Below are 19,049 nucleotides of genomic sequence, written 5' to 3'. Positions count from 1 at the left end.
GGATCAGGGAGCGGGGTCCGGTGCCGTGCATCGCAAGGCGGAGGAGGGCGGCAGGGCGGAGCCCTGCCAACCGACGACAACGCGGCGAGGCGCGGCACCGGGGCCCGCGAGCCCGGCCTGATCCAAACGAGAGGCCCTAGCCGCGCGCCGCTCCACGGTCCGTCACCGCGCGGTCACCCAGAGAACCCCTGTTCCCGGCCTGTCACACCGGACCGCTACGCTGCCCTTCGACACCCCGCGATCACCGCACGCGGCGGCCCGGTGTGTCCATCGCCCTTTCCACGATCGGCACTTGGACTCCGTAACTTCATGTCTTGGTTTGAATCCCTCATCCTCGGACTCGTCCAGGGGTTGACCGAGTTCCTGCCGGTCTCCTCGAGCGCGCACCTGCGGCTGACCGCCGCCTTCTCGGGCTGGAAGGACCCAGGGGCCGCCTTCACGGCGATCACCCAGATCGGCACGGAGGCCGCGGTGCTGATCTACTTCCGCAAGGACATCGGCCGGATCATCTCGGCGTGGACCCGCTCGCTGGCCGACAAGTCGATGCGCAGCGACCACGACGCCCAGATGGGCTGGCTGGTGATCGTGGGCTCGATCCCGATCGGCGTGCTCGGCGTGACGCTGAAGGACCAGATCGAGGGCCCGTTCCGCGATCTGCGGATCACCGCGACGATGCTCATCGTCGTCGGCATCGTCATCGGCATCGCCGACCGGCTGGCCGCGCGCGACGAGACGGGTGGCAAGCACCGTGCGCCCAAGCAGCGCAAGTCCCTCGAGGACCTGAGCGTCAAGGACGGCCTGATCTTCGGCCTGTGCCAGGCCTGCGCACTCATCCCGGGCGTCTCGCGCTCCGGCGCCACGATCAGCGGCGGCCTCTTCATGGGCTACCGTCGCGAGTCCGCGGCCCGCTACTCCTTCCTGCTCGCCATCCCCGCGGTGCTGGCCTCCGGGGCCTTCGAGCTCAAGGACGCGATGGAGAGCAACCACGTGTCGTGGGGGCCTACGATCTTCGCGACGGTGATCGCCTTCGTGACCGGATACGCCGTCATCGCGTGGTTCATGAAATTCATCTCGAACAAGAGCTTCATGCCGTTCGTCTGGTACCGCATCGCGCTCGGCATCCTGATCATCGTCCTGGTGGCGACGGGCGCACTGAGCCCGCACGCGGCGGAGTCGGCGGGCTGACGAGCCCTCTTCTGGACGGTCGCGGTCACGTGGCACTCACCCAGCAGTTCGCACGCGTCTCCCCCGCATACCTGTCGCGTTGCCAGGAGTCGGCCCTCGACTCCCCTGGCGCCGCCCCGGGGTGGAACCCTCCTGATGACGATGTCCTCGACGCGGACTGGGGAGTCTGGGGCCTCATCTGGTACTGCCGCTCCCGAGGCGCGCCCCCCGACGTGATCGCCCTGCTGCAACGCGCGGTCGACGGCGACCCGGGCGCAGACGTGGGCTTCCTCGACCACGACGAGGTGTACGACGGCTTCGACGGCCCGCCCAGGGCGCTCACCCCGGCCGCGGTCGCGGACATGGCCCGCGCGCTGGAGGCGTTGGACGTCGACGCCCTCCTCGCGGACCTGCCCACCGGCAGCGCCGAGGCCGCGGCCGCCTGCGGGTTCGGTGAGGGATTCAACGGTGATGTACGGGCGTACCTGACCCACCACTTCACCGCGATGCGGGAGTTCTACGGCGAGGCGGCGCGACGGGGCTGGTGCGTCGTCACGTGGGTCGACTGACCGCCGGGACAGCGGCGCAGGGGCCCTCTGTCCGCGGTGCCGCGAGCCCGTGACCAACCCCATACGGTTTGCGTAGCGGCCTGGTGGCGCACCGTCAGTTCTTGGCCCTACGCTTGTCGGCATGTCCCCCGAATCCGATGCTCTTGGTTCCGTGCGGTCTCCTGAAGAAGTGAACGAGCAGATCCGTGCCCTCTGGCAGCGCGCGGGCGGCTCCCTCTCGGCCCAGGAGCGCGCGGAGTACGAGCTGTTGGTGGTGGAGTGGGCGGCCGCGATCCGTAGCGAGGTCATCGCGGCGGCCTGACACTCACCGCCCGCCGGCCACGCGCAGTACCGCGCCCGTGGTGTACGACGCGTCCGGGGACATCAGCCAGGCCACGGCGGCGGCGATCTCCTCGGCCTGCCCCGGGCGGCGCAGCGGAATCGCGCCGGAGGCCCGCCGCGCGCGGTCCGGGTCGCCCATCGCCGCGTGCATCTCGGTGTCGATCATGCCGGGTGCGACCGCGTTCACGCGGATGCCGTGCGGGCCGAGTTCCTTGGACAGGCCCAGGGTCAGGGCGTCGACGGCGGCCTTGGTCGCCGCGTAGTGGACGTAGTCGTCGGGACTGCCGAGCGTGGCGGCCGCCGAGGAGACGTTGACGATCACGCCCTTGCCGCGGGGCGTCATGAGCTGGGCCGCGCGCCGCGCGCACAGCAGCGTGCCGAGGAGGTTGACGTCGACGACCCGGCGCAGATCTGCGGTTCCGGCGTCGGCGAGGCGTCCCAGCGGGCCGGTCACCCCGGCGTTGTTCACCAGCCCGGTCACCGCCCCCAACTCCCGCTCCGCCGTGGCGAAGAGCCCCTCCACATCCGCCTCGACCGACGTGTCCACCCGCACGGTGACACAGTGTCCGCCGGCCTCACGCACCCCGTCGGCCACCTCCTCTGCGGCCGCGCGGTCCCGGACGTACCCCACCGCCACGTCGTGCCCGTCCTCCGCGAGACGCAGACAGGTCGCGGCCCCGATCCCCCGGCTGCCGCCGGTGACGACTGTGACGGGACGGGTCATGCGGGGCCTCCAGCTTCCCTGGGACAGCGGTTCCGACGGACGCTGCCACGCGGGTGGGCAGTCCGTCATGATCGTACTGTCCCCCGCTTGGGGCAACGCCCGGTATGACAACACCCGGGAGGGCACCGAAATACCGGCATGCCCCTTGGATCCGCGCGGTGGATGGCCAACACTCGGCCCATGACGCAGCGTGTGGAGCTCGCTACCGTGATGGACCGGCTGGCCGTGGACGGGCTGATCACCGACTACGCGGTGGCCGTCGACGACGGGGACTGGGAGGCCTACCGGGGTCTGTTCACCCCGGACGGACGGGCGGACTACCGCTCGGCCGGCGGCATCGAGGGGGACGCGGGGAAGGTCGCCGCGTGGCTGGCGGAGAGCATGCGGCTGTTTCCCATGCGCCAGCATCTGATCGTGAACCGGAGAGTGCGGTTCGGGGTACTGGAACGGGACACCGGGGACACGGCCCTGGTCCGGGCCGACTACGTCAATCCGATGCGTTTCGCCGCCGAGGGCGACGGCCCCTCCGCACCCGACTTCGTGTGCGGAGGCCGCTACGCCTTCGGGCTGCGGCGCACGGGCGACGGGTGGCGGCTGCGCGAGGTGATCGTCCAGGAGAAGTGGCGTCGACTGCCCGAACGGCCGACGGCATCGGTGGCCGGATAACGAGGGCCAACTGTCGTAGATCGTCTTTGAGGCGCACACTGGAGCCACCCACTGGGTAGAAGAGACGCCATATGAAGACGTTCGACCCTTGGCTCACCTCCCCGTGGCGGCGCTCGACCGTCGCCGCACTGTCCGGCGCCCTGCCCGTCCTGGCCTATCCCGCCCCGTCACTGTGGTGGATCGCACCCGTGGCACTGGTCCCCTGGATCCTGCTCACGCGGACCGCGCCCACCTGGCGACGAGCGGCGTACGACGGCTGGTGGGGCGGGGCCGGCTTCATGCTGGCCATGCACCACTGGCTGATGCCGTTCCTCCATGTGTTCACCCTGGTCATCGCGGTGCTGCTGGGCGTGCTGTGGGCGCCGTGGGGCGTTCTCGTACGCCGCTTCCTGGGCGGTGGTCCCTCGCGGGGGCGCACCGCAGCCGCCCTGGCCGTGCTGCCGTCGGGCTGGCTGGCGATCGAACTGGTGCGCTCCTGGCAGGGGCTCGGCGGCCCCTGGGGGATGATCGGCTCCAGCCAGTGGAAGGTGGAGCCCGCGCTGCGGCTGGCCTCGGTCGGCGGGGTGTGGCTGCTGAGCTTCCTGGTGGTGGCCGTCAACGTCGCCGTCGCCGTGCTGATCGCGGTGCGCGAGTCCCGGGTGCCGGCCCTGGCCGGCCTGGTCGCCACGGCCGCCGCGACCTCCGCGGCCTGGGTGTGGTCGCCGCGCCCCGACGTCGACGGCCGGGCCCGGATCGCCGTCGTCCAGGCCGGTGTCCTCGACGGCGCCGACCGCCGGTTCGACCGCGAGGAACGGCTGACCCGCGAACTCGCCGGACAAGACGTCGACCTGATCGTCTGGGGCGAGAGCAGCGTCGGCTACGACCTGGAGGACCGGCCCGGCCTGGCCCGGCGCATCGCGGCCCTGTCCCGTGAGACTGGCGCGGACATCCTCGTCAATGTGGACGCCCGCCGCTCCGACCGACCCGGCATCTACAAGAGCTCGATCCTGGTCGGCGCCGACGGCCTCACCGGCGACCGCTACGACAAGATGCGGCTCGTCCCGTTCGGCGAGTACGTCCCGGCCCGCTCGCTGCTCGGCTGGGCGACCTCCGTCGGCAAGGCGGCCGGAGAGGACCGCCGACGCGGAACCGAGCAGGTGGTGATGGACGCCGGGCGCGGGCTGCGCATCGGCCCGATGGTCTGCTTCGAGACAGCGTTCCCCGACATGACCCGTCACCTCGCCGAGGACGGCGCCGACGTCCTGGTCGGGCAGTCCTCCACGTCGACGTTCCAGCACAGCTGGGCCCCCGAGCAGCACGCCTCGCTCGCCGCGCTGCGCGCCGCGGAGACCGGCCGCCCGATGGTGCACGCGACGCTGACGGGTGTGTCCGCCGTCTACGGCCCCAGCGGGGAACGCATCGGCCCCTGGCTCGGGACGGACGTGAGCACGAACGCCGTCTACGAAGTACCGATGGCCGACGGTGTCACCCCGTACGTCCGCTTCGGCGACTGGCCGGTGCACCTGGCCGTGCTGGTGCTCGCCGCCATGGCCCTGGTGGAGGGCGGCCGGGCGGTCAGGCTGCGCCGGCGTGCTCCCGCACCGCAGACACCACCCGCTCGCACAGTTCATGGGTCGCCAGTGCGTCCCGGGCGCTGAGCACCTTGCCCGCGCGCACGGCGTCCAGGAAGGCGAGGACGGCCTGCTCGATACCGCGCTGGCGGGCGACCGGCACCCAGTCGCCGCGCCGCCGCACGGTCGGCTGGCCCTTGTGGTCGATCACCTCGGCGAGATTGAGCACCTGGCGCTTGGTGTCCTGCCCGGAGACCTCCAGGATCTCCTCCGCCGAGCCGCTGAGCCGGTTCATCACCCCCAGCGCGGTGAACCCCTCACCGGAGAGCTGGAGCACGACGTGGTGCACCAGTCCGCCCTCCACTCGGGCGCGCACGGTCACGTCGTCGACCGGCCCGGGCACCAGGAAGCGCAGGGTGTCGACGACGTGGATGAAGTCGTCGAGGATCATCGTGCGGGGCTCCTCGGGCAGCCCGACACGGTTCTTCTGCATGAGGATCAGCTCGCGCGGGTGGTCGGCGCACTGCGCGTAGGCCGGAGCGTGGCGCCGGTTGAACCCGACGGCGAGCGAGACACCACGCTCCTCGGCGAGCCCCACCAGCCGCTCGGACTCCTCCAGTCGGTACGCGAGCGGCTTGTCGACGTAGGTCGGTACGCCCGCCTCCAGCAACCGGGTGACGATCTCGGGGTGGGCCGCGGTCGGCGCGTGCACGAAGGCGGCGTCGAGGCCCTGGGCCAGCAGGGAGTCGAGGTCCCGGTGCCGCTGTGTCTCGGGCAGGTGCAGGCTGTCGGCGACCCGGGTGAGGGTCGCCGGGGTCCGGGTCTGCACATGGAGTACGACCCCGGGCTGCACGCCGAGCACCGGCAGGTACGCCTTCTGCGCGATGTCGCCGAGTCCGATGCAGCCGACCTTCACGAGGGCTCCCTCACTGCTTGCCTGCGCCTGCTCCACGGCAGCATACGGCGGCTGCGGCGACGCACTGCCGGAGGCCGTGCTCGCCACGTGGAAACACATGGTCGGGTCAAGGGAGTTGAGCGAGGATTGCCTACATGACGACTCAGCGCCCGCAACCCGCCCAGAACGCCGACGAACGGAGCATGCTGGAGGGTCGGCTGGACTACCACCGGCAGACCCTCGCGTGGAAGTGCGAGGGACTGACCGACGCGCAGCTCAGGACGGCCGCCGTTGAGCCCTCCGAACTGTCCCTGATGGGCCTGGTGCGGCACATGGCCGAGGTGGAGCGCTCATGGTTCCGCAAGGTGCTCGTGGGCGACGATCCGGGTCCGGTCTATCGCACCGACGAGGACCCTGACGGCGAGTTTCACCCCACCGGGACGGACACCTGGCAGGAGGCGTACGCCACGTGGCAGGGCGAGATCGAGATCGCCCGACGGTACGCGGCCGACTTCCGTCTGGACGATCTCTCCAAGGGGCCGAGCAGGTTCACCGACGAGCCGTTCAGCCTCCGCTGGATCTACACCCACATGATCGAGGAGTACGCGCGTCACAACGGGCACGCCGATCTGATCCGCGAGCGCATCGACGGCGCGACCGGCGAGTGAGTCAGCGCGGCGGACCCGCGTCGCTCGTACGGGGGCCCGAATCACCCGTGTGGGGCATTGTCCGCTCGTCCGCCGGGCCCCGGCATGCCGGACCCACCAGAGTGACGCGGGTGCATCGAACGACGACCACCGCAACGCTCCTGGTCACCGTGGCTGTCTCGGCCCTCGCCGGCTGCGTGACGATCCAGCAGCCACCCGCGCCCGTGCAGCCGTCGGCACCGGCCAGGCCGTCCGTACCCCCGCGGCAGCAGCCCGTACTCCCGCCGCCGGCCCCCGAGGCGGAACCACAGATCGTCCAGGCACCGGCACGCGAAGCCCTGGAGATGGTCGGCTCACCCCGGCGCTCGGCCCCCACCCCGCCCGCCCCGGCCGGGGCACCCCCCGCCCCACACCGTCCACACCCGCACCCTCACCAGGACCAACACCCGCATCCCCACGCCCCACATCCCCGAGGCCCACGCCACCCCGAGCAACGCCGACACCCCCACCCCGAGATCCCCCACGTCCCCGACACGCCGCCCAAGAACTCCGACGTCTGCTCCCTGGGCCGAAAGTACGGCGGCTGGCGCCAGGACAGCCCGGAGTCCACGATCTGCGACCAGACGTACGGCCGCTGAGACCCGGGATTCCCGACCTGGGTGGACGTGCCGCCACGAGGGACGATCAGTGGTGGTGGCCCTGTCTGCCGAGGGTGTCCACGGGAGTCGCGCCGGGGCGGGTCCACTGTGGTACGGGGCGGCTGGTCGGGCCCCAGGTGGCGTTCCCGTCCGCGTCCGAGCGCCAGGACCAGCACGGGCTGTTCCCCTCGGGCCGGCCCTCGGGGTTGTCCTCCCACGCCTCGCCGCGGCCGTAGGGCGTCATGTCGAGCAGGCCGAGGGAACCGTTGACCCGCTCGTTGCCGCGGCCCGTCGTGGAGTAGGTGAGGAACACGCGGTCACCGTCGCGCAGGTAGCAGGTGAGGTAACCCATGTCGCCACCGACCGGCGCGTCCACGCCCCGCACCGAGTACCAGGGCTGGGTGTAGCCCATGAACTCGACGTAGGAGGCCACCTCGTCCCACGGGCCCGTGGTCAGGACGGCGAACGAGACGTCGCGGGCGTTGAGGTAGACCGCGTCCTTCAGGTGCCAGGCCGTGGTGGTGCAGCCCTCACACTGCCCCTGATGCGGCGCGCCGTCGTACCACATGTGCTTGTACACCACGAGCTCGTCGCGGCCCTGGAACAGGTCCAGGAACGGGACCGGGCCGTCGGGTCCGACGACCTCGACCGTCCCGTCGAACTCCACCATCGGCAGCCGGCGGCGGGCCGCGGCGAGGGCGTCGCCCTCCCGGGTGTGGGCCTTCTCGCGGACCAGCAGCTCGTCACGGGCGGCCTGCCAGGTGGCCAGGTCGACCACGGCCGGGCGGCCGGGCAGCGCGGTGGTCGGGTCATCCGGCGTGGTCGTCATGGTGTCCTCCGTGGTGTCTCGTGCCGGGCAGCGTCGTACGACGCCCTGCGACGGTCACCAGAACAGACTCCCGACCCGGCCGGAACTCATCGCGTGCGCGCTGAGACGTATGACGGGAGGGGCGAGGTGGGTGGGGCGCGGACGACGTACTGCGGCGGCGGGCGGGGTTGAAGCGCAGGACGGCCGTTGAACGGGCACTCGTGGCCACACAGGCGGGGGGAACGTGGCGTGCCCACGGCCGCGGACGAGGCAACCGCTGGCGCCGCTGCCGCCGCTGGCGCGCTCCTACGGTCGCTGCCACGGCGGCCCCCAGCTCCGCCCGCCGCTCCCACTGCCACTCCCGCCACCGGGGCCTTCGCCGAGGCCACCGCCGGAGCCGCCCTCCTCCCCCGGCCGCGAGCCCAACAGTGACTCCAGTCGGCTGATCTCCGCCCGTACGCCGTCGCCGTAGCGGTCGTCGCCCAGCACGTCAGCCGCGCCGCGGGCCCGGCGCACGTGGACGCGGGCTGCTTCGCGGCGCCCGAGTCTCACGTAGTCGGCGGCGAGGTTCAGATGCAGGGAGGGGTAGAGCGCCCGTACCGCCGAGGCGCCCTCGTGCTCGGGCTCCTCCACGGTGAGCCGGTCGTCGGTGAGTTCCTCGGCGGCCGTCAACGCCCTCAGGTCCCAGGCAAGTTCGTCCGCGGGGTCGTCCTGGGTGTCGGCGAGGTAGTGCGCCAGGGTGCAGCGGTGCAGGGGGTCGCCGTGCTCGCCGATCTCCGCCCACAGCTCCAGAAAACGGCGCCGGGCCTCCTCCCGGTCCCCTCCGTGATGCAACATCACGACCTGCCCGATCCGCGTCAACACCGCGTCCGGCACCCCCGCCTGCCCCTGCCGCTCCGCCACCACGTCCTCCGCGCCTTCGCCGACTGTCCTGCGACGACGCTAACGGCAGCCACCCCCGAACCCGCTCAGACACCACCGCCCCGGCCCACCGACCGCGCACCCGCGGGCACCCTCGGCAGCGCTTGGGCCTCCGGGGCCCGGGCCGCCCACCGGCCCGCAGACACACGACCGGCGACCGCCAAGCCACAGCCGCCCGCCACCCACGACACAGGGCACACCCCGCCGAAACCGCGGCACCGCCTGCGTCCGGCCGCACAGCGACAGGGGCCGCCGAGCCCCAGGCGTACGACGCCGGAGCCCCCCAAGCCGCAGCCACACGTTGTCGCCCAAGACGCGCGCCCACCCGCACAGGACATGGGGCCGGCGACTGGACGCCGTTCCGTCGCAGGGCCCGGCCCGGCCACCACCCGCCCGGACACCGGGCGTCGGCACCGGCACCCTCACCGCCGACCCGGCCCGCGCCTGCCGTACCCACGCCGACCGGTCAAGCCAGCAGGACCCGCCCCACCGCAGCTCACGCCAAGTTCGGGATCGTCCAGTCGATCGGGGTGTGGCCCTGCTGGGCGACCGCCTCGTTGATCTGGGTGAACGGGTGGGAGCCGAAGAACTTCTTGGCCGAGAGGGGGGAGGGGTGGGCGCCCTTGACCACCGTGTGGCGGGACTCGTCGATGAGGGGGAGCTTCTTCTGGGCGTAGTTGCCCCACAGCACGAAGACCGCGGGGTCGGGCCGCTCGGCCACCGCGCGGATGACCGCGTCGGTGAACTTCTCCCAGCCCTTGCCCTTGTGGGAGTTCGCCTCACCGGAGCGCACGGTGAGCACCGCGTTGAGCAGCAGCACACCCTGCTGGGCCCACGGCATCAGGTAGCCGTTGTCCGGGATCGGCGTGCCCAGCTCCTCGTGCATCTCCTTGTAGATGTTGCGCAGCGACGGCGGGATCTTCACACCGGGGCGGACGGAGAAGCACAGGCCATGGCCCTGCCCTTCGCCGTGGTACGGGTCCTGACCGAGGATCAGGACCTTGACCTGCTCGTACGGCGTAGCGTCGAGCGCGGCGAACACCTCCTCGCGCGGAGGATAGACGGGCCCCCTGCCCCGCTCCTCCTCGACGAACTCCGTCAGCTCCTTGAAGTAGGGCTGCTGAAGCTCCTCACCCAGGACCCCGCGCCAGGACTCGGGCAGCATGGAGGTGTCGGTCACGTCAACGTCCTTCAGTCGTACGGTCGGTTCCAGGTCACAGAACCTACAGGCGGCCACTGACATCCGGCCGCCCGGACCGTCACCCTGCGACCTACCAGCTCATCTTCCGGGACAACTCCCACACCATCATGATGGTCGAGGGATCCAGCGCCCGCTCGGCGCCGGAGACGTCCTCGTTCACGGCCAGGTACTGCTTGCCCTGCCACAGCGGAATCAGCCGCGCGTCGTTCACGAGGATCTGCTGGGCCTCCTCGAAGTCCTGCTCCACCTCGGCGCGGTCGCTCACCTGCCGGGAGCGGGGCAGCAGCACCTTGGTGATCTTCGGGGTGTCGTAGGGCGTACCGAGGGCGTTCTGCTCGCCGACGAACGGCGCGATGAAGTTGTCGGCGTCCGGGAAGTCCGGGAACCAGCCGCGCCCGAACACCGGGTACTCGCCCTTCTGGTAGCCCTGCACGTAGGTCTTCCAGGGACGGCTCTTGAGCGTGATCTTGAACAGGCCGGAGGCCTCCAGCTGCCGCTTGAGCTCCTTGAACTCGGTGGCGGTCTCGGAGCCGTAGCGGTCGGTGGTGTACCAGAGGGTGAGCGGGACGGTCTCGGTGATGCCCGCGTCGGTGAGGAACTTGCGGGCCTTGCCGGTGTCCGGCTCGCCGTAGTCGTCGAAGAAGGCGGTGGTGTGGCCGGTCAGGCCCTTCGGGACCATGGAGTAGAGCGGGTCCACGGTGTCCTTGTAGATCTTGTGCGTGATCGCCGGACGGTCGACGATCTGGGCGACGGCCTTACGGACCGCGGTCTTTCTCGCCCATGGGTCCTTGGGGTTGAACACCAGGTAGTTGATGTCGGTGCCCGAGCCCTCGACCAGCTCGAGGCCGTCGGCGTCGGGGCCCTTCTTCTGGAGGGCGACGATGTCGTCGGCGCCGAGACCTCGGTAGGTCGCGTCGATCTTCTTGTCCCGCAGGGCCTTGACCATGCCGCCGGAGTCCTGGAAGTAGCGGATGGTCACCGCGTCGTTCTTGCGCTCCGCGAAACCCTTGTACTTGTCGTTGCGGGTGAGTTCGGCCTGCTTGCCCTCGTCGTAGGAGGCGAGCGTGTAGGGGCCGGAGCCGGCGATGCCGCCGTCCTCGCGCAGCTTGTCGGCCGGGTAGTCCTCGGGGTCGACGATGGACATGGCCGGGGTGGCGAGGACGAAGGGGAAGGTCGCGTCGGACTGGTTGAGGTGGAAGATCACCTCGCGGTCGCCGCGCACCTGGACGCGTTCGAGGCTGCCGAGGAGACCGGCGGGGCCGCCGGAGACGTTGATCTTGCGGATGCGGTCTATCGAGTACTTGACGGCCTGCGCGTCGAGCGTGTGGCCGTCGGAGAAGGTCAGGCCCTCGCGCAGCTCGCACTGGTACGTGCGCTTGGAGTCGTCCGTGAACTCACAGCTCTTCGCCGCGTCGGGCCGGGGGTCGGTCGCCCCGACCGGGTAGGCGAGCAGCGTCTGGTAGACGTTGCGGAACAGCTCCCAGGAACTGTCCCAGGCGGCCGCGGGGTCCAGCGTGCTGGGCGAGCTGGTCGTGCCCACGACTATCGGCCCGGCGTCGTCGGACGCCTCGTCCCCGAAAACACCACATCCGGTCGCGAAGGATGTCGCGAGGGATATGGACACGACAGCCGCCACCTGCTGCAGGCATCGGTTCCGGTTGAACACGCGCACGCTCCTCGATCTGCCATACCAAGGGTCGGCAGACCATACCGCAGTGCCACGCCGGACGAACCGGGCCGTCCACGGGGGCTGGGTCACCCCGTCCGTGACGACGTTGTCATCGTCCTGTGCGCGTTTCGCGTGTCTCGTACGTCCAGATATGTCCCGTGTATCGGCAGGGGCGCCGTTTCCCGTCGAGGAAACGGCGCCCCTGCCGGGCCGGCACCTGTCAGGCGACGCCGGCGTTGAGGAAGATGCCGCCGTCCACGACGAGGGTCTGGCCGGTGATCCAGTCGGACTGCGTCGAGGTGAGGAACGCGGCGGTGCCGCCGATGTCGGAGGGCACACCGAGGCGGGCCAGCGGATAGGCCGCGGCGGCCTCCGCCTCCCGGCCCTCGTACAGGGCCTGCGCGAACTTGGTCTTCACGACGGCCGGGGCGATCGCGTTGACCCGCACCTTGGGCGCGAACTCGTGCGCCAGCTGCTGGGTCAGGTTGATCATCGCGGCCTTGCTGACGCCGTACGCGCCGATGAACGGCGAGGCCGACAGGCCCGCGACGGAGGCGATGTTGACGATCGCGCCGCCGTTGTCCTTCTGCCAGGCGTGCCAGGTGCGCTGGGCGAAGCCGAGCGCCGAGATCACGTTGGTCTCGAAGACCTTGCGCGCGACCTGGAGGTCGAGGTCGGCGATCGGGCCGAACACCGGGTTCGTGCCGGCGTTGTTGACCAGGAAGTCGACGCGACCGAACGCCTCCATGGTGCGCTCGACGGTCTCGGCCTGGTGGGCCTCGTCGTGCGCCTTGCCGGCGACGCCGATGGCGCGGTCGGAGCCGAGCTTCTCGACGGCCTCCTTCAGGGCTTCTTCATTGCGGCCGGTGATGCAGACGCGGTCGCCGCGCGCGACGAGCGCTTCGGCGACGCCGTAGCCGATGCCTCGGCTGGCGCCCGTGACCAGGGCGACCTTGCCGGAGAGTTCCACAGTCATGTTCCCGATCCCTAGTTCAGCGGTCCGCCGGCGACGTACAGCACCTGGCCGGAGACGAATCCGGCCGCGTCGGCGGTGAAGAAGGCGATGGCGTTGGCGATGTCCTCGGGCTCGCCGACGCGCTGGACGGGGATCTGGGTGGCGGCGGCGGCCTTGAAGTCGTCGAAGCCCATGCCGACGCGGTCGGCGGTCGCCTTGGTCATCTCGGTGGCGATGAAGCCGGGGGCGACGGCGTTGGCGGTGATGCCGAACTTGCCGAGCTCGATGGCGAGGGTCTTGGTGAAGCCCTGCAGACCGGCCTTGGCGGCGGAGTAGTTGGCCTGGCCGCGGTTGCCGAGCGCGGAGGACGAGGACAGGTTGACGACGCGGCCGAAGCCCGCGTCCACCATGTGCTTCTGGACTGCCTTGGTCATCAGGAACGAGCCACGCAGGTGCACGTTCAGGACGGTGTCCCAGTCCGAGGCGCTCATCTTGAACAGCAGGTTGTCGCGCAGGACGCCCGCGTTGTTGACGAGGATCGTCGGCGCGCCGAGCTCCTCGACGACGCGCGCGATCGCCGCCTCGACCTGGGCCTCGTCCGAGACGTCGGCGCCGACCGCGATGGCCCTGCCGCCCGCCGCGGTGATCTTCTCCACGGTGTCCTTGCAGGCGGCCTCGTCGAGGTCGATCACGGCGACCGCGCGGCCCTCGGCGGCCAGTCGTACGGCGGTGGCCGCGCCGATACCGCGCGCCGCGCCGGTGACCACGGCGACCCGCTGCTCAGTGGTGGACATTCGCTGTTCTCCTCGCCCTAGAGAGAGTGCGCCCTTGGTGAGCGACCGCTTAGTACCTTCAGCAGACGTGACGCTAGAAGCCCTGGCACCCGGTGTCAACGGCACACCCGGTGCGTGTGATCCATTACCTCACCAGGAGGTCCAGCAAGCGGTCCGTCTCGGCGGCCGGATCGGTGGTGAGTCCGGTGTGCACGGGCCCGGGCTGCACGACCGTCGAGCGGGGCGCGATCAGCCAGCGGAAGCGCCGCCCCGGGTCGTCCCCGGCCGCCTGCCCGGCCGCCGCACCGCCGGCGCACACGCCCTCCACCGCACCGAGCGCGGCCCGCACGCCGGCCACGTCAGCGTCGGGGTCGAGCGCGAGCAGCCGGGCCTCGTCGAGGTGGGTGCGGGCGCCGACGTAGGCCTGCGCACGACAGTAGACGACCACGCCGGCGTTGATGCACTCCCCGCGTTCGACGCGCGGTACGACGCGGAGGAGGGCGTACTCGAAGACGTCCCGGCCACCGCCCTGGCCGGCCCTGGTGATGTGGCGGTCGGTCACTTGGTCCCCTCGATGCCGTGGATGCGCTCGTGGATGATCGCGGCCCGCGCGAGCAGCGGGCGGGCGTAGGCACGCCTCAGGTCGTCGGGCGTGTCGAAGCCGGGCTCGTCCGTCAGCCAGGCGTCGGGGATCCCCGCGGTGACCTCGGCGAGGAGTTCTTCGGTGATGAGGGGCGCCAACTGCGCCGCGGCGGTCGCGACATCCGGCCGGAAGGGCGCGAGCGCGTGGTCGGAGGCGTCGTAGGGGCGGGCGGCGGAGGTCTCGGCGCCGGGCCAGTTGTGGTGCCAGATCATGGTGGCGCCGTGGTCGATGAGCCACGGTTCGCCCCGCCACACCAGCAGGTTGGGGTTGCGCCAGGAACGGTCCACGTTGTTGACCAGCGCGTCGAACCAGACGATCCGTCCGGCCTCCTCGGGGCCGACGGGGAAGGCGAGCGGGTCGAAGCCGAGGGCGCCGGAGAGGAAGTCCATGCCGAGGTTGGCGCCGCCGCTGGACCTGAGCAGCTCCTGCACCTGCTGGTCGGGCTCCCCGAGCCCGAGCACGGGGTCGAGGCCTACGATGACCAGGCGGGGCATCCTGAAGCCGAGCCGGCGGGCGAGTTCACCGCAGACGACCTCGGCGACGAGGGTCTTGCGGCCCTGCCCCGCACCGGTGAACTTGATGACGTAGGTCCCGAGATCGTCGGCCTCGACGAGTCCCGGCAGCGAACCCCCCTCACGCAGGGGCGTGATGTAGCGGGTCGCGATGACTTCCTTGAGCATCGCCCCAGGTTACTGGGCTGTCGGGCGTGGGCCGTGAGGCGCCGGGGCCGGGCGACAGCACACCGACAGCTCTGATTTACCCCCAGCACACGTCGAACAGGTTTAGATCTCGACACAGTCTGAACAGCCCGGGCCCTCGGCCCGTACCTGTGCACAGATCATGAACCTCCCCCCGAAGGGAACGTCTGCAAATGACCAGCGCCTCGTTCAAGCCCGCGTCCGGACCTGCCCGTCGAGCCGTCGTGGCCGCGGCCGGAGCCGCGGGACTCACCGCCGCGCTGACCGCGTGCGGAGGCTCTGACGACAGTTCCTCCAGCTCGACCGACACGTCCTCGTCCGCGGGTTCCGCCGGTTCGACCGGTAGCACCGACGCGGGCAGCAGCCCGAGCGGTGCGGCGTCGAGCGGCTCGAACGGCGGTGCCGCGCTCACGACGACCGCCGAGATCCCGGAGGGCGGCGGCAAGGTCTTCGAGGCCCAGAAGGTGGTCGTCGTCCAGCCCAAGGCGGGCGAGTTCAAGGCCTTCTCGGCCGTCTGCACCCACCAGGGCTGCGCGGTGAAGAGCATCGCCGACGGCGTGATCAACTGCCCCTGCCACAACAGCAACTTCTCCGTCACCGACGGCAGTGTGAAGAGCGGCCCGGCGAAGCAGCCGCTGCCCGCCGTCAAGATCACCGTGAGCGGGGACCAGATCACCCTCGCCTGACGCCTGCACGCTGCCGCTCGAAGCAGGCCAGCACCTCGTCCGTGGTCGCGACCGTGGCGACCAACGCGAGGGTGTGGCGGATCATGGCGGGGGTGTACTCGGCGGGCACCCCCGCGACGGCGTCCGTGGGCACGACCGCGGTGTATCCGCGGTTCACCGCGTCGAAGACGGCGTTGGGGATCGCCACGTTGGCGGAGACGCCGGTGACGACCAGTGTGCGGCAGCCCAGGTTGCGCAGCAGCGCGTCGACGTCGGTGCCCGCGAGGGGCGACAGTCCGTGCAGCCGTCGTACGACGATGTCCTCGTCGGCGACTTCGATCGGGGCCGCCACGCGTACCGCCGATGTCCCGGAGAGCTGCTGGACCGGCAGCCGTGCCGCGGCGCGGAAGAGCCGCGCGTTGCGGCTGGCGCCGCGGCCGTCGGGACGGCGTTCCGCGATGGCGTGGATCACCTGGATCCCGCTGTCGTGCGCCCCTGCCACCAGCCGGGCGACATTGGCGAGGGCCCCCGAGTCACGTGCCTCGCGGGCGAGTTCGGGCAGGGCGCTGTCGGGCCCGACGACGCCCTGTTGGCACTCGACGGTGAGCAGGGCCGTGGTCGCCGGGTCGAGGAGTTCACCGAGCTGTTCGTACGAGGGCATGGTTCCCCCTGGTCGCCTTCGGTGTGAGGCGGGTGAGCGTAGTCACCATTGCTTGTTGGGGGAAGACGACCCATCCTTTTCTGACGTGATGTCAGAGGATCTCCTCTGGCACGACGTGGGAGAAGGAAGAGGGGGCCGCATGACCGCTACTCAGCGCCGGGGCCGGAAGATCATGATGACGCCGGGCGAGCTGGACGATTTCCTGACCGCCCAGCGCACCTGCCGGGTGGCCACCGTCTCGGCGGACGGCGCACCGCACGTGAGCACCCTGTGGTTCGCGTGGGACGGTGTCTCGATATGGCTGTACTCGGTGGTACGCAGCAAGCGCTGGACCGACCTGCGCCGCGACCCCAGAGTCGCGATCGTGGTGGACACGGGCGAGGAGTACGACGAGCTGCAGGGCGTCGAGCTGTCGGGAACCGTGGACTTCGTCGGTGAACACCCGCGCATCGGGGAGTTGTGCGCCGAACTCGACGTTCCGGAGACGCTGTTCGCCCGCAAGAACTTCCGCTTGGAGGAAATGCCGCACGACGGCCGGCACGCGTGGATCCGGCTGACACCGGAGAAGGTCGTCTCGTGGGACTTCCGCAAGCTGGGCGGGGCGTAGCAGTCCCTGAGGCGTGTTGCGAAAGTCCCGCCCGCCCTGCGACGCCCGGCACGGGCGGACGACGGGACTTTTCGAGACGGGCTCTAGCCCACGCGCTCTGCCGCAGCCCGCAGGGACTGGACCGCCGCGCGGATCGAGGGGCGGCGGTCGGCGTCGGCGCGCCAGATGACGTAGACATGGCGGCGCACGCGCTGCCGGAGCGGGACGGTGACCACACCGGGGGGCGTCGGATGGCGGCCGAGCAGTGGGGCGATACACACGCCGAGTCCCGCCGCCACCAGCTGCAACTGGGTGTGCGTCTCGCCGGCGCGGTGGCCGATGATCGGCTCGATGCCCCGGGAGCGCAGGGTGAACATCAGCCACTCGTGGCAGAACTCGCCCTCGCCCCAGGTGATCCACTCGTCGTCGGCGAACTCCCCGAGGTCCACCTCGTCGCGGTCGGCGAGCGGATGCCCGGCCGGCATCGCCACCTCGGCGGGGTCGTCCAGGAGGGACGCCTTGACCAGACCGTCGGGCAGTGCCATCGGCTTGTTGTACCAGTCGAGGACGACGGCCAGGTCGAGGTCCCCGCGGATGACGGCGGCGATGCCGGCCTCCGGCTCCAGCTCGCAGGAACGCACCCGCAGCGCCGGATGCTCGGCGCGCAACGCGGCCAGCGCGGTCGGGAACAGCCCGCGCGCGGCGGTCGGGAACGCCGAGAGCCTGAGCTCTCCGACGACCTGGCCGCGTTGTGCCTCCAGGTCGGACTGGGCGAGCTGCACCTGCGACAGGATGCGTCCCGCGTGCTCGGCGAGCAGCCGGCCCGCGTCCGTCAGACGCACACCCCGCCCGTTCTTGGCGAGCAGTTGCTGCCCGACCTCCCGCTCCAGCTTGGCCAACTGCTGCGAGACGGCCGAGGTCGTGACGTGCAGTCCCGCAGCTGCGCCGCTGACGGAGCCGTGCCGGGCGAGGGCGTCGAGGGTGCGCAGACGCTCGAGATTCAGCATGTGCCCGATGCTACGAGATACATAAACGTTGCTACGAGGTACAGCGGGCGATTTCTCGATTGTGCTACGAGATTGTCTCCAGCATCGTTGGCGGCATGACCACCGCCACGACTCCTCGCAGCCAGGCCCGTACAGACCCCGCCCGCCCCCGTCGCGCCCTCGACTGGCGTCTGCGCTTCGGCGTGCTGTCGCTGATCTGGGGCTTCAGCTTCCTCCTGATCAAGGTGGGCACCGAGGGGTACGCGCCCTTCCAGGTCACCCTCGGCCGTCTGGTGTTCGGCACGGCGGTGGTGGCGGCCGCGTTGGTGGTGAAGCGGCAGCGGCTGCCGCGCGGCGCGCGGACCTGGGCTCATCTGACGGTCGCCGCCTTCCTGCTCAACGCGCTGCCGTTCTCCCTGTTCGCCTATGCGGAGCTGACGATCCCGTCCACGCTGGCGGGCATCTGCAACGCGACCTCACCGCTGTGGGGCATGGCCCTGTCCCTGGTCGCCCTCTCCGAGGACCGGCCCACACGCCTCAGGGTCGCCGGGCTGGGCCTCGGGTTCCTCGGCGTGCTGACGGTGCTCGGCGCGTGGCAGGGTTTCGACGGCCTGGATGTCGCGGGCACCGCGATGGCCCTGCTGGCCTCGCTCAGCTATCCGATCGGCTGGATCTACGTCCGCCGCACGCTCGCCGGGTCCTCCGAGTCGCACCTGTCTCTGACGGGCGCGCAGCTGATGCTGGCCACGCTCCAACTGGCGGTGGTCACCCCGCTGTTCACCACCCTGCCCACGAGTTTCCCCGTCGTCCCCTTGCTGGCGGTCGCCGCGCTGGGCGCGCTCGGCACCGGGCTCGCCGTCCTCCTCCAGTACGGCCTGGTCGCCGAGGTCGGTCCGACCACGGCCCAGATGGTCACGTACTTCATCCCGGTCATCGCCACGGCCGCGGGCGTCGCGATCCTAGGCGAGTCGCTGAGCTGGTCGACACCGGTCGGAGCGGTGATCGTGCTGGCGGGGGCGGCGCTGACGCAGGGGCGGGCGCGTCGCTGACACAGGTGCGCGCCCGAGCTGATCGCCTGGGGCACCCTTGGGCCTGTCGTTCGGATCAGGACGCAGGGAATCGAGGCCGGCTGGTCAGCACCGGTGAACGGGGTCATGAGGTCCCCCCGCGCGAGCGAGGCCGAGCGTGGGGGGAGCGTGCGGCTGCGAGGCCGAGGAGGGCGTCGATGCGGAGCATCGGCAACCGACGGCGACGCGGGTGGGGGTACCTCCCGCTCGAGCGAATCGGCAGGGGGGAGGGCGTGCCAGAC

Annotated in this window: 22 protein-coding genes; 10 read left to right on the top strand and 12 right to left on the bottom strand. The window is 71.0% G+C overall.

The genetic code is table 11. The annotated features are described in order from the left end of the window. Positions 1-309: 309 nt before the first annotated feature. The 3 genes from AC067M_RS42785 (at position 310) to AC067M_RS42775 (ending at position 2,034) form a co-directional block, all read left to right on the top strand. Positions 310-1,185 (top strand): undecaprenyl-diphosphate phosphatase, encoded by an 876-nt coding sequence (locus AC067M_RS42785; RefSeq protein WP_478702402.1) that lies wholly within the window; start codon positions 310-312, stop codon positions 1,183-1,185. A gap of 29 nt (positions 1,186-1,214) precedes the next feature. Next, on the top strand, positions 1,215-1,733 hold the full coding sequence (locus AC067M_RS42780) for a DUF1877 family protein (protein WP_478702401.1): 519 nt from the start codon (positions 1,215-1,217) through the stop codon (positions 1,731-1,733). Between the two features lie 121 nt (positions 1,734-1,854). Next, complete coding sequence (locus AC067M_RS42775) at positions 1,855-2,034, top strand: hypothetical protein (RefSeq protein WP_478702400.1); 180 nt, start codon at positions 1,855-1,857, stop codon at positions 2,032-2,034. A gap of 3 nt (positions 2,035-2,037) precedes the next feature. On the opposite strand, the gene AC067M_RS42770 is transcribed toward AC067M_RS42775, so the two are convergent. After that, a complete protein-coding gene (locus AC067M_RS42770) occupies positions 2,038-2,778 on the bottom strand; it encodes an SDR family oxidoreductase (protein WP_478702399.1) in 741 nt (246 codons plus the stop codon). Between the two features lie 180 nt (positions 2,779-2,958). Here AC067M_RS42770 and AC067M_RS42765 point away from each other — a divergent pair, with 180 nt between their 5' ends. Next, on the top strand, positions 2,959-3,444 hold the full coding sequence (locus AC067M_RS42765) for a nuclear transport factor 2 family protein (RefSeq protein ID WP_478702398.1): 486 nt from the start codon (positions 2,959-2,961) through the stop codon (positions 3,442-3,444). A 71-nt stretch (positions 3,445-3,515) separates the two neighbouring features. Then, positions 3,516-5,081 carry an apolipoprotein N-acyltransferase gene (gene lnt / locus AC067M_RS42760; RefSeq protein WP_478702397.1) on the top strand — a complete coding sequence of 522 codons (1,566 nt, stop codon included), beginning with the start codon at positions 3,516-3,518 and terminating at the stop codon, positions 5,079-5,081. Here lnt and AC067M_RS42755 read toward each other — a convergent pair. Further along, on the bottom strand, positions 4,999-5,910 hold the full coding sequence (locus AC067M_RS42755) for a Gfo/Idh/MocA family protein (RefSeq protein ID WP_478702406.1): 912 nt from the start codon (positions 5,908-5,910) through the stop codon (positions 4,999-5,001). The two genes, lnt and AC067M_RS42755, sit on opposite strands and share 83 nt — an antisense overlap. A gap of 134 nt (positions 5,911-6,044) precedes the next feature. Between AC067M_RS42755 and AC067M_RS42750 the strand changes: the two genes are divergently transcribed. Both AC067M_RS42750 and AC067M_RS42745 read left to right on the top strand, forming a co-directional pair. Then, entirely contained in the window at positions 6,045-6,557 is a 513-nt protein-coding gene (locus tag AC067M_RS42750) for a DinB family protein (RefSeq protein ID WP_478702396.1), read from the top strand. 110 nt (positions 6,558-6,667) lie between these two features. Then, positions 6,668-7,174, top strand: coding sequence for a hypothetical protein (locus tag AC067M_RS42745; protein ID WP_478702395.1), 507 nt, complete (start codon positions 6,668-6,670; stop codon positions 7,172-7,174). A gap of 46 nt (positions 7,175-7,220) precedes the next feature. On the opposite strand, the gene AC067M_RS42740 is transcribed toward AC067M_RS42745, so the two are convergent. From AC067M_RS42740 to AC067M_RS42705, 8 genes are all read right to left on the bottom strand, one after another. Next, positions 7,221-8,003, bottom strand: a complete 783-nt coding sequence (locus AC067M_RS42740; RefSeq protein ID WP_478702394.1) for a DUF899 domain-containing protein — start codon at positions 8,001-8,003, stop codon at positions 7,221-7,223. 285 nt (positions 8,004-8,288) lie between these two features. After that, entirely contained in the window at positions 8,289-8,885 is a 597-nt protein-coding gene (locus tag AC067M_RS42735) for a hypothetical protein (RefSeq protein ID WP_478702393.1), read from the bottom strand. Positions 8,886-9,399: 514 nt separating this feature from the next. Continuing rightward, a complete protein-coding gene (locus AC067M_RS42730; protein ID WP_478702392.1) occupies positions 9,400-10,083 on the bottom strand; it encodes a uracil-DNA glycosylase in 684 nt (227 codons plus the stop codon). A 91-nt stretch (positions 10,084-10,174) separates the two neighbouring features. After that, positions 10,175-11,770, bottom strand: a complete 1,596-nt coding sequence (locus AC067M_RS42725) for an ABC transporter substrate-binding protein (RefSeq protein WP_478702391.1) — start codon at positions 11,768-11,770, stop codon at positions 10,175-10,177. Positions 11,771-11,993: 223 nt separating this feature from the next. Further along, a complete protein-coding gene (locus AC067M_RS42720; protein ID WP_478702390.1) occupies positions 11,994-12,749 on the bottom strand; it encodes an SDR family oxidoreductase in 756 nt (251 codons plus the stop codon). Between the two features lie 11 nt (positions 12,750-12,760). Continuing rightward, positions 12,761-13,522 carry a 3-oxoacyl-ACP reductase FabG gene (gene fabG / locus AC067M_RS42715; protein ID WP_478702389.1) on the bottom strand — a complete coding sequence of 254 codons (762 nt, stop codon included), beginning with the start codon at positions 13,520-13,522 and terminating at the stop codon, positions 12,761-12,763. A 124-nt stretch (positions 13,523-13,646) separates the two neighbouring features. Then, positions 13,647-14,063, bottom strand: a complete 417-nt coding sequence (locus AC067M_RS42710; protein ID WP_478702388.1) for a DUF3037 domain-containing protein — start codon at positions 14,061-14,063, stop codon at positions 13,647-13,649. Beyond that, positions 14,060-14,824 carry a HipA family kinase gene (locus AC067M_RS42705; RefSeq protein WP_478702387.1) on the bottom strand — a complete coding sequence of 255 codons (765 nt, stop codon included), beginning with the start codon at positions 14,822-14,824 and terminating at the stop codon, positions 14,060-14,062. Before AC067M_RS42705 ends, AC067M_RS42710 begins: the two co-directional genes overlap by 4 nt. A gap of 191 nt (positions 14,825-15,015) precedes the next feature. Between AC067M_RS42705 and AC067M_RS42700 the strand changes: the two genes are divergently transcribed. Continuing rightward, complete coding sequence (locus AC067M_RS42700) at positions 15,016-15,528, top strand: Rieske (2Fe-2S) protein (protein WP_478702386.1); 513 nt, start codon at positions 15,016-15,018, stop codon at positions 15,526-15,528. On the opposite strand, the gene AC067M_RS42695 is transcribed toward AC067M_RS42700, so the two are convergent. After that, complete coding sequence (locus AC067M_RS42695; RefSeq protein WP_478702385.1) at positions 15,515-16,168, bottom strand: cysteine hydrolase family protein; 654 nt, start codon at positions 16,166-16,168, stop codon at positions 15,515-15,517. The genes AC067M_RS42700 and AC067M_RS42695 overlap by 14 nt on opposite strands. Before the next feature lie 139 nt (positions 16,169-16,307). Between AC067M_RS42695 and AC067M_RS42690 the strand changes: the two genes are divergently transcribed. Next, positions 16,308-16,775 carry a pyridoxamine 5'-phosphate oxidase family protein gene (locus tag AC067M_RS42690; RefSeq protein ID WP_133931782.1) on the top strand — a complete coding sequence of 156 codons (468 nt, stop codon included), beginning with the start codon at positions 16,308-16,310 and terminating at the stop codon, positions 16,773-16,775. A gap of 83 nt (positions 16,776-16,858) precedes the next feature. Here AC067M_RS42690 and AC067M_RS42685 read toward each other — a convergent pair whose 3' ends face one another. Continuing rightward, complete coding sequence (locus tag AC067M_RS42685; RefSeq protein WP_478702384.1) at positions 16,859-17,761, bottom strand: LysR family transcriptional regulator; 903 nt, start codon at positions 17,759-17,761, stop codon at positions 16,859-16,861. Between the two features lie 95 nt (positions 17,762-17,856). Between AC067M_RS42685 and AC067M_RS42680 the strand changes: the two genes are divergently transcribed. Next, the gene (locus AC067M_RS42680; protein WP_478702383.1) at positions 17,857-18,789 is read left to right on the top strand and encodes a DMT family transporter; all 933 of its coding nucleotides are present in this window, start codon (positions 17,857-17,859) and stop codon (positions 18,787-18,789) included. Positions 18,790-19,049: the final 260 nt, after the last annotated feature.

This window comes from Streptomyces sp. NPDC043427 (genome assembly GCF_056436655.1).
Note: the sequence above shows the minus strand (reverse complement) of the source record. Positions and strands in the feature narration are given on the sequence as shown.

Coding starts and splice junctions, on each gene's coding strand:
- AC067M_RS42785 (WP_478702402.1), top strand. CDS start 310: ATGTCTTGGTTTGAATCCCTCATCCTCGGACTCGTCCAGGGGTTGACC.
- AC067M_RS42775 (WP_478702400.1), top strand. CDS start 1,855: ATGTCCCCCGAATCCGATGCTCTTGGTTCCGTGCGGTCTCCTGAAGAA.
- AC067M_RS42770 (WP_478702399.1), bottom strand. CDS start 2,778: ATGACCCGTCCCGTCACAGTCGTCACCGGCGGCAGCCGGGGGATCGGG.
- AC067M_RS42765 (WP_478702398.1), top strand. CDS start 2,959: ATGACGCAGCGTGTGGAGCTCGCTACCGTGATGGACCGGCTGGCCGTG.
- lnt (WP_478702397.1), top strand. CDS start 3,516: ATGAAGACGTTCGACCCTTGGCTCACCTCCCCGTGGCGGCGCTCGACC.
- AC067M_RS42750 (WP_478702396.1), top strand. CDS start 6,045: ATGACGACTCAGCGCCCGCAACCCGCCCAGAACGCCGACGAACGGAGC.
- AC067M_RS42740 (WP_478702394.1), bottom strand. CDS start 8,003: ATGACGACCACGCCGGATGACCCGACCACCGCGCTGCCCGGCCGCCCG.
- AC067M_RS42720 (WP_478702390.1), bottom strand. CDS start 12,749: ATGACTGTGGAACTCTCCGGCAAGGTCGCCCTGGTCACGGGCGCCAGC.
- fabG (WP_478702389.1), bottom strand. CDS start 13,522: ATGTCCACCACTGAGCAGCGGGTCGCCGTGGTCACCGGCGCGGCGCGC.
- AC067M_RS42705 (WP_478702387.1), bottom strand. CDS start 14,824: ATGCTCAAGGAAGTCATCGCGACCCGCTACATCACGCCCCTGCGTGAG.
- AC067M_RS42700 (WP_478702386.1), top strand. CDS start 15,016: ATGACCAGCGCCTCGTTCAAGCCCGCGTCCGGACCTGCCCGTCGAGCC.
- AC067M_RS42695 (WP_478702385.1), bottom strand. CDS start 16,168: ATGCCCTCGTACGAACAGCTCGGTGAACTCCTCGACCCGGCGACCACG.
- AC067M_RS42690 (WP_133931782.1), top strand. CDS start 16,308: ATGACCGCTACTCAGCGCCGGGGCCGGAAGATCATGATGACGCCGGGC.
- AC067M_RS42685 (WP_478702384.1), bottom strand. CDS start 17,761: ATGCTGAATCTCGAGCGTCTGCGCACCCTCGACGCCCTCGCCCGGCAC.
- AC067M_RS42680 (WP_478702383.1), top strand. CDS start 17,857: ATGACCACCGCCACGACTCCTCGCAGCCAGGCCCGTACAGACCCCGCC.